The following is a 12909-nucleotide window of genomic DNA, read 5'->3' on the forward strand; positions in this document are numbered from 1 at the left end:
GCACGGATTTTTAATGGAGCAACACAAGAGTGCATTGCAGTATTAAAGCATGATGATTGTGTCAATTCAGTAGCATTTTCACCAGACAGTAAGTTATTAGCAACAGGATGTGATGATAAGAAAGCACGGATTTTTAATGGAGCAACACAAGAGTGCATTGCAGTATTAAAGCATGATGATTGTGTCAATTCAGTAGCATTTTCACCTGATAATAAGTTATTAGCAACAGGATGTGGTGATAAGAAAGCACGGATTTTTAATGGAGCAACACAAGAGTGCATTGCAGTATTAGATCATGGTCGTTATGTCTACTCAGTAGCATTTTCACCTGATAATAAGTTATTAGCAACAGGATGTAGTGATAAGAAAGCACGGATTTTTAATGGAGCAACACAAGAGTGCATTGCAGTATTAAATCATGATGATTGTGTCAATTCAGTAGCATTTTCACCGGATAATAAGTTATTAGCAACAGGATGTGGTGATAAGAAAGTACGGATTTTTGCGAGATATATCGCAGGATCATTAGAAGAAGTTATTTTACTGCGCATGATTGGCATGCGTTTACAAGTTGCAAAATTGCCAAAAACCATTACTAGTCCTTGTTTTTTATTGGATAATATTGCTACAACATTTTCTTCAAAAGAAAAGGATGATGCACTATCTGATTTAACAAACACATGGAGTAGTTTGCCTGGGGGAATGCAGAATTTTATATGGGATAAATGTAACTACACAATTCAGGCGTATAGGAAGATAGAATGAAAAATAAGGTAGTGGTATTATTGTTGGCGTTATATAGTTGCGGTGCAATTGGAATGGATGAGAATAATTCCAAAGGTTATTAATAGCTTACGTAAAACATGTAAAAAATTCAGCGAGCTTTTTTCATTTTATAACCCATCATGTGCATAATTTATTCACTATACATATTGTCGCATAACGAGTTCACTTTTATGTTAATATAAAAAACCAAAGAAAAACAATTTTTTTTAGGTTTTAAAAATTTAATGTTAAAAAAGGAATACATTAAGAATAAATTGCTTTTTTCTATATTTTCGATTTATTTTTATGATATGGTCGAAAAACAAGTTTTATTAATCTTATAGGAGTAGCGTTATGATGCACTTGGTTATTACCTTTTTAGTGCTGGCAATTATTGCTGGTTTTTTAGGTTTTTCTACCGTTGCCGGTATGTCGTTTGATATAGCAAAAATACTTTTCTTTATTTTCCTTATTTTATTTGTTTTATCATTGATAGCAAGTATATTCCGTGGCAAAAAACCACCAACACCGATGGAATAAGCATAAAATTAATAAGATATTAAAAAAGAAGGTCTAAGCACATGCTAGACCTTCTTTTTTTGTTACTACAAAGTGTTTAGTGGTTATTTTTACGCTTTATCACACTAACGTAAGGAGATTGACGGAAGTTATCATCAACAAAAAGTTTGAATCCAGTAACTGGATCAACAAAAAAGACTTCTGGTGGAGTAAATGGTCCCTTGTGTGTTTGTGTAAAGGCAGCATAAAAATCTCTGCCCTGTGCAACGAGGAATGAATAATCTCCGTTAGTCATTACCCCTGAAGTTGTAACAGGTCCATTTTGAGCAATATATGAATGTTTAGAGAGTCTTAGTTCTTGAACAAAATCTAATCCAACACCTGTGTTACCTGGAAGAGGATAAATATCTTTATAGATATCAAGCCATGTGTTGGTTTTTGTTTTAGGATCTGTTGTAGGAACAGCGTTATTGCTCTTACGGAAGTCAGAAAACAGTATTGCAACATCACCACTTTCTGTACTTGCAATAGCTGGCGTAAAGGCTTGTGGATTTGGTGAATTTTGTGGTGTACGATTAACTCTGACTGGCGGTGTCCAAGTAACTCCTCCATCGCGAGAAACCACTAAGCCAATTTGAGGAAGGAAATCTTCTCTAAATTGAGTTGTTTGGAATGTAACGTAGATCGTTCCATTGCTTCGGTTGACATTGACATCAAATACATCCGACTCAGCTGTTCTCATGAGTGTGCCTACTCCTCCTGTCCTATCACCATTGATGTCGTATGTATAGCCTCCTGTAAATACAGTAGCTTCACCATTAGGTTCAGCTTTTACGGCTGGTAAAACAACTGTCGCTTCTGTATCCCATGTAAGTCCAAAATCGGTTGATCTAATGAGAGCAATATCAAAATAGCTATCTCCTGTATTTGGATCTACAAGTGTCCGTGTCATAAAGTTTAAGAGATTTCCTTGTAATGGACAAGCAATACAGTCTGGCAGCACAACAATAATGTTGTTAAATGTTGAGTTTGCTACGAGTGGTAAAGTACTTGTATCGAGTTGAGGATCATAAATTACAGTAAAATCGGACCATGTTAAACCTCCATCAACGGTACGGTTAAAAAGTACCGGAGCATGGTCACTGAATACAGTATCAAAGCGTTCTCTAACCACATAAGCATTTTGTGGAATATTTGGATCAGCTGTTACAGAAGGTTTATCATCAAATGGAAGCAATATTGAGCCAGGCTTATTAAATGCATCCTGGGTTGTGCCCAACATTTGACGGCCATTCCATGTTTTTCCTCCATCTGGTGAGATATTAGCAGCAACACCTTGTTGATCTAATGTATTCAAATTTTCAGTAATATTGAATGGTAATGAAATGAGGTACAGTACTTCTTCCTCACTTAACCCTCTTGAGAAACTTAACCAAACATCACTTACACGATCAATGTAACCGCCTGTACAGAATTGAGTGAGAGTTTGCACAGCAGGAACGGTTGTTCTGTGCCATGTTTTTCCACCATCAAATGAGTAAGCTATGCCGGCTAATAATGCTCCACTGTTATCAATTCTATCCTGTTGCCAAGAAGCAACAAGAATATTAGGGAAAAATGGATGAACAGCAAGCGTTGGTTCGGCAGCCGCCCCGTGCGAAATGAGGGTATCTGCGAAAATTGCCAACTGCCTATCTTGGCAGTGTGTTATAGGAACTGGAAGTTCATCTTGAGGGTATCCTACATTACGTGTTTTTGCTTTCCATTTATCGCATGAATGGGCACATGCTCTTGTTTCGGCTTGATCAAAGTCTTCGGGTCTGACTGATGAAAATGATAGCAATGCAATACCAGTAATTAAAATACTAGATTGCTTTAAAAATAATTTGTGCGACATTTTTTGTACCTTTTTATAAATAATAACAATACTACCTCACTTATTTGCGTATATTCCTTATTTCTTCGATTTCCTTTCTTTATAAAAGATTACTGAGACATTGGTTTTCACTATATTATAATTTGAGCGATTATTACAACATAATTTTGCAGGAGGAGCTGTTTTTTTATAATTGTTTGTTTTTTGAAAAACGCTATACTATATAGGGAAATAATTTCTATTGGATAAATTAAATGAGTTTTAGAGCTAAGGAAACAAGATAATGGAAAAAGTAGAAAATCAAAAAAAAAGTTTCAAGGATACTCTTAATTTACCACATACAGATTTTCCAATTCGTTCAAATCATAAAGAAGATGATGCAGCATTATTAAAACGCTGGGAAAATGAAAATCTATATCATAGAGCATTCACAGTGCATAAGGGTGAAGAAAAATTTATTTTGCATGATGGTCCTCCTTATGCAAATGGATACACTCATATTGGACATGCATATAACAAAATTTTGAAAGATATTGTCACCAAATCGCAGCGCATGATGGGAAAACACGTTCCCGTAACTCCTGGTTGGGATTGTCATGGTTTACCCATTGAGTTTGCAGTAAAAAAAGAAAATCCTGAATTGCAAGGCGATGCTCTCAAAAAAGCTTGTCGGGAATATGCCAATAAATGGATTGATATTCAACGACATGAATTTAAGCAACTTGGTGTACTTATGGATTGGGATCATCCGTATCTTACTATGGATTTCAGCTATGAAGCTGACATTTTGCGTTCGTTTGGAATTCTTGTGCAACAGGGTTATATCGAGCGCAAAAATAAAACAGTACCGTGGTGTCCTTCGTGTCAAACTGTGCTTGCATCAGCTGAAATTGAATATCATGACCGCAAAGATCCATCACTGTATGTGCTTTTTACTTTAGCAAAAGATGTTTGTGAAAAATTGTTTCCCCAATTACAAAATAAGCCAATGAGCCTGCTTGTGTGGACAACAACTCCGTGGACCTTACCACTCAACCGTGCAGTTTTGTTAAAACCAAACACAGATTACGTCGTTCTTGAAACAGCTGATAATTATGTTGTTGTCGGTAAATCTCTTGCTGAAAAAATAGTAGAATTACTTGGCATTACAAAAAATGTAGTTGCTGAGTTTAATTCGCAAACACTCATAGAATCAGATGCTCAAGTAGCACATCCATTTATTGATAACTTTTTTGTTCCGGTTTTGGTAGATGATTCTGTGCTTACCGACAATGGTACTGCATGTGTGCACAGTGCTCCTGGTGTAGGGCCCATTGATTATGAAGTTGGAGTAAAAAACAATTTAGAAATTTACTCTCCAATTACTCCTGATGGACACTATACAAAAGATATTGAACCGCAAGAGTTGGCTGGGATGTCTGTTGCTCATGCGCAAGGCTGGGTAATTCAAAAATTACTTGATGCAAACAAACTTTTACTCAAATCAAGCATTAAGCATTCGTATCCGCACTGTTGGCGTTGCCGTGGTGGATTAATTTTCCGTGCAACTAAACAATGGTTCTGTGATTTATCAAAGAATGATCTTAAAGAAAAAGCATGCGAGGCAGTTTCACGCATTAATATGCTTCCTGCAGCATCTCACAATCGTTTTGAAGCAACAATAGAAGGTAGACTTGAGTGGTGCTTATCTCGTCAACGTACATGGGGAGTTCCAATTACTGCTCTTATTTGTGATGCATGTGACTATGCATATACAAATAAAGAATTTATTGATGAAATTGCTACTCATGTTGCACAAAAAGGTATTGAATATTGGGACACAATACCAGTGGAGTCTCTTAAATATGCATCTACTACTTGTCCACAATGCACAACAGGTGTATTGCATAAAGAAACAGATATTCTTGATGTGTGGTTTGATTCTGGAATAAGCCACTATGCAGTATTGCAAAAAAATCCTGCACTTGCTTATCCAGCTGACATGTATCTTGAAGGTAAAGATCAGCATCGTGGTTGGTTCCAAAGTTCATTGCTCACGAGCATGATTATTGAACAAACACCATGTACTAAAACAATTGTAACTCACGGATATACAGTTGATGCGCAAGGTCGCAAAATGTCAAAATCATTGGGTAATGTTGTTTCTCCTCAGGAAATAATTGGCAATATAGGTACAGATGGACTGCGTTTATGGGCTTCAAGTATCGACAATTCGGGTGATCCGGTTGTTTCTGAGATTTTACTTAAAAATGTGCAAGAAGTATTTAGAAAAATACGCAATACATGTCGATTCTTGCTTTCTAACATTAATGATTTTGATATGTCAAAAGATGCTGTTCTAGCTGAAAAAATGAATGCCATCGATCAGTATGCATTACAAGAACTTTTTGAACTAAATGAAGAAGTTATTCACGCGTATACAGAATATAATTTTACACGCGTGTTCCATTTGCTTGGTAATTACTGCTCAATTAATCTCAGTGCATTTTATTTGGATATTGTAAAAGATAGATTATACGTTGAAAAAAAAGATGGCTTAGAGCGACGTTCTGCACAAACAGTATGTACCAATATGCTCGATACATTAACAAAGCTCATGGCGCCAATTTTGTCGTTTACTGCAGAACAGTTATCTGATGAATATCAAAAAGGTAAAACTGATTCTATTCACTTGCAAAAGTTTACTGTTATGGAGAATGTTTGGGAACAATTGGCTGAAAGAAGGTTTATGCATGAACCACGAGTACTTCAGCATATTACTCCTACTGCATCTACCTATAAAATGGAAGAGATTGCATCGCGGCATACACATGAAGATGTTTGGGAAGTACTCAAAAATATGCGATCCGCATTGCTTAAAGCAATTGAACTGCAACGTGAAAAACAAGTTGTTAAACATTCATTAGAAGCTCAAGTAACATTGTATATTAATCCAGAAGCAGATTTTTATAATAAGATGAATAACTTTTTCATAGCTTTGAATGAAAAAGATGAAAGTGTTGAAAGCTTTTTAAAAGAATTCTTAATTGTTTCCCAATGTACTGTGTTATCAAGTGCTAGCAATCTCGAAGAAACAGAATTAAAAGGGTTGCTTGCACGCGTTGAACATGCAGATGGTGTAAAATGTCCTCGTTGTTGGCAATGGGATGTTACAAGTGATCCTGATGATCTGTGTAGACGGTGTCAGAAGATAGTAAGATAACAAAGAGGCCTGCGGTTAATGCAGGCCTCTTTTTATTAAACAAGATATGTTGTTATTCTTGCGCAGGTTTTTTTGGAGTTATTGCAGGCTCTTTTTTTGCAACAGGAGCTTTTTTAGTTGTAAAACTTTTTACATCTTCAAAAAGTTTTTTGATGTTGTTTCTGATATCAAATAAAGATACCTTGGATGTAATATCTTTCCTGAGCTTATTGTCTTCATCAAGAAGATCATCACCGCCACCAAAGTAAGCCCATTGTTTTTCTTTTGAAAGAGTTGCTATATCAGTTTTTTTACTTTGTTCTGCTCCGGGACGTTTTTTAGCATAAGCTGCAGCGGCTTCTTTTTCTTCTTTTGTTGGGGCTTCAAAAGTATTTATAGAATCACGCAAGCCTTCAAGTTCTTTTTTATTCGCATCAAAAAACTTATTGATTTCTTTTTGGTAGTGAGCCAAATCATCAGCATTAAGTTTTTTGTCATTTATTTTTTTGAGGGATTTGATGATCGTAGATATTCCTTTATCTACTGTAGTTGGCAAAGTAGCACCAGCAAGTATAACATCTACGCTATCATCTTCTTTGATATATTTGGCAAGATCTGCAAGTTTTGTTGGATTGTCCTCTTTGTCTGAGAAAGCTGCTTTAATAGCCTCAAGATTGCTTTTAATATCAGCGATAGCTCGTTCAACTTCATAATTAGGTATGAACTGTTCAGCTCTACTTTTGCCTTTTTTATCTTTTGTTTCTTTTGTTTCTTCTGAATCTTTTTCACCTTCTGTTTTTCCTGCTCCACCTCCAGTTGCACCGCCACCGCTTTTTCCACCACCACTGCCGCCTCTGCCTGCTCCAGTACCATAATCAGACCCATATGAACCATAATCAGGAGTATAGCCATGGTCGTAAGGTGATCCGTACCCATAATCAGAATATCCGTAATCAGGATATCCATAGCCACCATAATAATCGCCATATCCCGCTTCGTATTCTGTGCCGGCCTCAGTGTGCGCTGCAGGTGTTCGTGTCATTCTTGAAGCTTCAAGAGCTCTCTGTGTAGCACTTTCTTCAGCGGCACGTATTTTTTCTTCTTCTGGTGCATATTTTTCAAAAAGAGTATCAAGCGCTTTTGGGATGGTAAGTAAATAAAAACTCTCAGTGTACTTTGCGAGAATGTTTTTTATTGCTTTTTTTGATTGAGCACTTAATTTTTGAATATTAAATTCAGGAATATTAATGGCTGGAACAAGAGTTTTGAGTTCTTTTTGCAGTTGGATAAGATTATTGTACAATGCTTCATCAGCAATCAACTCAAGGAGATATTTATATTTTTTAGTTGTAAGATCTTGTTCTTCTGCTCGATAAAGTTTTTGGATAAATATTTCTAGTTCTTTTTTGAAAACTTCCCAATCTGATCCATTTTGCCAGTTGGTGATATCACCTTTTTTTGCCCATAGATTGATGCGATTTGGCAAATCTGCTGAACTATTAACAATAACCATAAATAAGTTGGATTGCGTAATAATATCATCAAGTATTGCAAGAGCTGTTTCAACTTTTTTCTTATCTTCTGCACTTAAAACAACTTCAACAACTTCCTCTTGTGCTATCGGTTGAGCAATGTCAAATGGATTTGGTTCCATCATCATTGGCTCATCAGCAAACATTTCACCGAGGAATTTTTCAAATTCATCCTCACTCATGTTTTCAAACATTTGCGACATTTCTTCTACCTGCTGATTAAATGCAGCTTGCTCTGCAGGGGGAAGACTTGCGACATATTCCTCTATTGCTTTATTAGCTTCTGCAAGTTCTTTTTCAAAATCTTCCATATTTGGCATTGTCATGCCTGCTACTACTGTAGGCGAATAGACGCAGCAAAATATGCTGAATATTATATTAAAAAATAGGGTGCGACACGTCATAATGGATACCTTTTCTTTATTATGTCATTTAATGCTACTGATCTATTGCATCAATTTTTACTTTATCGGTATAGTCTACATAACTTTTTAACTCAAAACTATTATTTTTCGAAGGTGCGTAGAGTAATGAAACCTAAGAATGGATTTCTCCTTATTGAGTTAATTGTTGGATTGTCAGTATCAATTTTTTTTATTTTAATTATTACCCATTATATAATTGAAGTTAGAAGCACGCAACAGAAAGCGTTGCAAAGAATTGAAAGCTTTTCTACTACACGTAATGAAAAAGAAAGAGCCCTTGTAAAAAGACAGAGCTATTCACATGAATAATCAAAAAGGATTTTCTCTGTTATCATTTTTACTCTATCTTATGCTTTTTTCATTGATAACACTTTTTTCTTGTCACATAATAACATCACTTATTATTCCTTCTCTTTCTGCAATGCGTAAATGTCAATCGATTATAGCGCTCCATATTGCATCTGATCTTTTTGTTCGTGACATACGCACAAAAAGAGGGTGCAAATATGATTGGAAATTGATTACGCCTCATGAACTTATTTGGCATCAGGATGATCATGATATTGGATGGTGTTTTTCTGGTAATCGCCTCAACAGAAAAGAGGGCATATATGATAAAGGTTGGAAAAAATCCACAGCAAGTATTATAGCTCATGGTATTGCTCAGGCGGTTTTTGCCATTGAAAAAAATAACGACCATATTGTGGGGATAGAACTCAGTCTTACATCACAATCCAATCCCAAAAGCCCAGTTATTTGTTATGTTGCCATTCTAGAGCAGGAAAAAACGTGAAAAACAATACATTTCGTGCCGGTTCCTTGGTGCTTATGATCCTTATTATAATGACAGCCCTCATTATTGTTGTTCATTCAGCGCTTCGTACTAGCTCATACCTTGGGTTATTAGCACGGGAACGAGAGGTTTTTGAGCAAAAAAATCAAAAACGTGGGTAATTTTACCTACTTTGGATAAAATCCTTTATTTTCAACTCTTTTTTTTTAAGTTATACTGAAAATATCTATTAAAGGCCAAAACATAATTGATCATCAAAAGGAGCATGAGATGGAAGTATACTTACGCAAGGACGTTGAAAAAATAGGATTGGCTGGAGAAATTATCAATGTGGGAGATGGTTTTGCACGCAATTTCCTCATTCCACAAGGGTTTGCAATCGAAATTACCAGTCATAATAAAAGCCAATACCTTTCTAAAATTCGTAAAGTTGACAATCGTAAAGAAGTAATCGCTTCTCAGACCTCTATGTTTGCAGAAAAATTAAATACAATTTCTATCACTTTAAAGCGAAAAATGCATGATGATGGCCAGTTGTATGGCGCAATCAATGCCTCAGAAGTGGTTGATGCTCTTGCCAATCAGGGTATTAGTATCACCAAAAGCCAAGTGGAATTTGAAAAGTCTATCAAATCCAAAGGCATGTTCAAAGTAAGTATCAAGTTAACAACACGGTTAAAATCAGCTATAACAGTAACAATCATTGCTGAATAGTAACCATATGAGTAAAAATTCATATTATAATAATGCCGTAGCCAAAAAGCCGAGTGTCGAAGGTATTCTTGGAAAAACGCTTCCCGCTCACAGTGATGCAGAGCGAGCTGTTTTAGGTGCATTATTATTGAATGATGAATATATAAGTACGGTCGCAGAAATTATTGTACCTGATGATTTCTACAGTCATGCTCATAAGATAATTTACCAGGCCATTATTGACTTGAGTCAAAAACACAAACGCATCGATATCGTTACGCTTCAAGATGAACTGACAAAAAAGGATCTGCTTGAAGCAATCGGTGGATTAGTGTATCTCCTGACTTTACAAGAAGATATACCCTCGGTTGGTTTGATTGTTCAACATGCAACTATCATTAAAGAAAAATCAGTGTTGCGGCAGCTCATTAGTTCTGCCGCAACAATCATTACTAACTGCTATACACAAGATCAAGCTTCGATAGATGCTGTGCTTGATGACGCAGAAAAAATTATTTTTAATATTTCCAATAAACGATCCAGTAATAGCTTTATACAGCTTGATATTTGGTTAAAAAGAACTTTTCAACATCTTTCTGATATAAAAAGCCACACAAAGGGTATTACGGGGATTCCATCTGGTTTTCAGCAACTGGATCAAATGACTTCAGGTTTTCAAAATAGCGATTTTATTGTTTTAGCAGCGCGTCCCTCTATGGGTAAAACCGCGCTTGCTCTTTGTATTGCTCTTACGGCAGCACGTAATGGTTTTTCAACCGGTGTGTTTTCTCTTGAAATGTCTGCCGAGCAACTTACGTTACGTCTTTTATCAGCAGAGTCAGGCATTGGTCATCATAATATCAGAAATGCAACCATTTCATCCGATGAGTGGGTTGATTTGACCAATGTTGCTGCACAACTTGCAGAAATGAAAATATTTATTGATGATACTCCTATGCTCAACATTATGGATTTGCGTGCTAAAGCACGTAAATTAAAAGCTGAGCATGGGTTACAATTTTTGGTGATTGATTATTTACAATTATTACATTCCAATAAAAAACATGAAAATCGACATCAAGAAGTTTCTGAAATTTCACGATCATTGAAAGCATTAGCTAAAGAACTGAATATTCCAATAGTTGCTTTATCACAACTTTCACGTGCGGTTGATGGTCGCATGGATAAACGACCAATGCTTTCAGATTTGCGTGAATCAGGTGCTATTGAACAAGATGCAGATTTAATTATGTTTTTGTATCGTGATGTTGTGTATAATCCAGAAGCCGAAAATCCATCGTTGGCCGAACTTATTATTGGAAAGCAACGCAATGGACCAACAGGTACAGTTTACATGAACTTTATAAAGGAAATTACTAAATTTGAGGATGCTCCTGATTTTGAGTAATAATTTTTTTGGTAGACAGAGTAAAATAAACAATATTGATGGAAGGGACTTTGATGAAAAGCAGATTTTTTCCAAAAAGAGACGAAGTTGTTTTAAGTGCTATGACTGCAGTGGTTGTTGTGGGATTGCTTCAGCTTGGATTTGCTGCCTTATCTGACAATAGGACGCATGAAATGTTTCGAAGTTCTGTCGTGATATCTAAAAAATAATATTTTAATTGCTCGTACACGTACCATGAATTGGGCAGATACTATTAATGAAGTAAATGGTGAAAAAGTTTGTACACTTGAAGATTTTAGAAAAGCGCTGCAAAAAAGTTTAGAGACAGGTATTGTAGTTATTAAAACAACAGATGAAGTATCACTTAGTACTGATAATGTTCTTAATGTTTTATCATTGTATGATAGCTGCAAAGAAACTGTGCAATTATCTCATACGCATCGATATCAATTATCGGAAACAGTGATTGAATTGATAAAAAAGGTTGATAGTTCTTTGTTGTAAATATTTGTAAAAAAGGAAAATAAGAGTGGTAATTTTTAACCCCATGTGACGTTTCACTTTACATGGGGACCCCAACAAAGAAGCAGATAGAAAGGGTATAGAGTGGTAATTCTAGGAGTTGATCCGGGATTTCAATGTGCTGGATTTGGTATTTTAAAAAAAGAAGGGCGACAAGCCCTTCTTCTTGATTACGGCTATTTAGAAATGTCCCCGTCTGATAGTCTTGTTAATCGCGTTGGTAAATTTCATGAATTTTTTGAAGAAAAAGTTATTACGTGGCAAGTCACAGTAGTTGCATTAGAAACACCATTTTTGGGTAAGAATGCTCAGAATTTTTTGAAACTTGGATATCTGCGAGGAATTTTATATCTTCTTGCTCATAAACATAAAACTACTTTACAAGAGTTTGCACCAACAGAGGTAAAACAATCAGTTACAGGTTTTGGTGGTGCAACGAAAGATCAAGTTGCGCGTGTTATTTTACAGTTATTTCCCGGTATGGAAGTACCAAAAAAAGAAGATGTGACTGATGCGATTGCTGTTACCTTATGTGGTTTGTGGTCAAGTAATCAAAATAGTTTATTACAAAAATTGAGATAAAAATATTTTACACGCTTTATGTTAAAAAGATCCTCTTAGAAAGGGTCTTTTTTTTATCTGTATAGTTTTATTGACACTATTATTATATTTTTGTTACATAAAAATAACTCTTCTAGTAGGAAAATGTTAAAAAAAAGGGTTGTGTATGAAGAAGTTTCGAGTAGCTAATTGTTATACTAATTTTCTGGCAATAAGTTGTTTATTGCTACCATTTTATTTGCAGAGTATTGATAGAGAACGGGCATATATTTCCAAGGCAGAGTTACATGAAGTATTAGATAATGTTGGTGTACACTATGTTTATTTGGGCAAAGAATTTAGTAGATTGTACGATGTAATGTCTCGAATAAATGAACTAGAAGATAATCAAGCATCACCAATATATGAATTAAAAAAACATATTGAAGATGGATTTTCTATAGGATTATATGACGCTGTTGTGGAAGCTCTTGATTATGCAGAAAGAACGTTAGCAATAAATGCTTCAAAAATAAGTCCAGAAGAAAATGAAGCAATGGCGCAAGATCTTGACCTTGTTATTCATCAGGTCATAAATGAAACACTCACTATAAATACAAAAAAATTATCTCCAGGTTCAATCTATCTAGACACG

Annotated in this window: 13 protein-coding genes; 11 read left to right on the top strand and 2 right to left on the bottom strand. The window is 35.5% G+C overall.

Annotated features, from left to right (window positions below):
• Together VJJ26_01800 and VJJ26_01805 are read left to right on the top strand one after the other, a co-directional pair.
• Positions 1-765 (top strand): WD40 repeat domain-containing protein (locus tag VJJ26_01800; GenBank protein HLC06899.1); only part of this gene is annotated, 765 nt, incomplete at its 5' end.
• 354 nt (positions 766-1119) lie between these two features.
• On the top strand, positions 1120-1305 hold the full coding sequence (locus tag VJJ26_01805) for a DUF1328 domain-containing protein (protein HLC06900.1): 186 nt from the start codon (positions 1120-1122) through the stop codon (positions 1303-1305).
• A gap of 76 nt (positions 1306-1381) precedes the next feature.
• Here the strand turns inward: VJJ26_01805 and VJJ26_01810 are convergent, their stop codons facing one another.
• Positions 1382-3181 (bottom strand): sialidase family protein, encoded by a 1800-nt coding sequence (locus VJJ26_01810; GenBank protein ID HLC06901.1) that lies wholly within the window; start codon positions 3179-3181, stop codon positions 1382-1384.
• A gap of 262 nt (positions 3182-3443) precedes the next feature.
• On the opposite strand from VJJ26_01810, the gene ileS reads away from it, so the two are divergent.
• Positions 3444-6362, top strand: coding sequence for an isoleucine--tRNA ligase (gene ileS / locus VJJ26_01815; protein ID HLC06902.1), 2919 nt, complete (start codon positions 3444-3446; stop codon positions 6360-6362).
• A gap of 52 nt (positions 6363-6414) precedes the next feature.
• Here ileS and VJJ26_01820 read toward each other — a convergent pair whose 3' ends face one another.
• Complete coding sequence (locus VJJ26_01820) at positions 6415-8199, bottom strand: hypothetical protein (GenBank protein HLC06903.1); 1785 nt, start codon at positions 8197-8199, stop codon at positions 6415-6417.
• A gap of 204 nt (positions 8200-8403) precedes the next feature.
• On the opposite strand from VJJ26_01820, the gene VJJ26_01825 reads away from it, so the two are divergent.
• The 8 genes from VJJ26_01825 to VJJ26_01860 all read left to right on the top strand — a co-directional run.
• Positions 8404-8607, top strand: a complete 204-nt coding sequence (locus tag VJJ26_01825) for a hypothetical protein (GenBank protein ID HLC06904.1) — start codon at positions 8404-8406, stop codon at positions 8605-8607.
• Positions 8600-9091, top strand: a complete 492-nt coding sequence (locus tag VJJ26_01830; GenBank protein ID HLC06905.1) for a hypothetical protein — start codon at positions 8600-8602, stop codon at positions 9089-9091. The genes VJJ26_01825 and VJJ26_01830 overlap by 8 nt, the downstream gene beginning before the upstream one ends.
• A gap of 270 nt (positions 9092-9361) precedes the next feature.
• Positions 9362-9805 carry a 50S ribosomal protein L9 gene (rplI, locus tag VJJ26_01835; GenBank protein HLC06906.1) on the top strand — a complete coding sequence of 148 codons (444 nt, stop codon included), beginning with the start codon at positions 9362-9364 and terminating at the stop codon, positions 9803-9805.
• 7 nt (positions 9806-9812) lie between these two features.
• Positions 9813-11192 carry a replicative DNA helicase gene (gene dnaB, locus VJJ26_01840; GenBank protein ID HLC06907.1) on the top strand — a complete coding sequence of 460 codons (1380 nt, stop codon included), beginning with the start codon at positions 9813-9815 and terminating at the stop codon, positions 11190-11192.
• Between the two features lie 53 nt (positions 11193-11245).
• Positions 11246-11401 carry a hypothetical protein gene (locus VJJ26_01845; GenBank protein HLC06908.1) on the top strand — a complete coding sequence of 52 codons (156 nt, stop codon included), beginning with the start codon at positions 11246-11248 and terminating at the stop codon, positions 11399-11401.
• Positions 11402-11426: 25 nt separating this feature from the next.
• Complete coding sequence (locus VJJ26_01850) at positions 11427-11696, top strand: hypothetical protein (GenBank protein HLC06909.1); 270 nt, start codon at positions 11427-11429, stop codon at positions 11694-11696.
• A 102-nt stretch (positions 11697-11798) separates the two neighbouring features.
• On the top strand, positions 11799-12296 hold the full coding sequence (locus VJJ26_01855) for a crossover junction endodeoxyribonuclease RuvC (protein ID HLC06910.1): 498 nt from the start codon (positions 11799-11801) through the stop codon (positions 12294-12296).
• 145 nt (positions 12297-12441) lie between these two features.
• Positions 12442-12909, top strand: a 468-nt coding sequence (locus tag VJJ26_01860) for a hypothetical protein (GenBank protein ID HLC06911.1), incomplete at its 3' end; no start/stop codon positions are given.

It is taken from the genome of Candidatus Babeliales bacterium (assembly GCA_035288105.1).
Taxonomy (GTDB): domain Bacteria; phylum Babelota; class Babeliae; order Babelales; family Vermiphilaceae; genus SOIL31.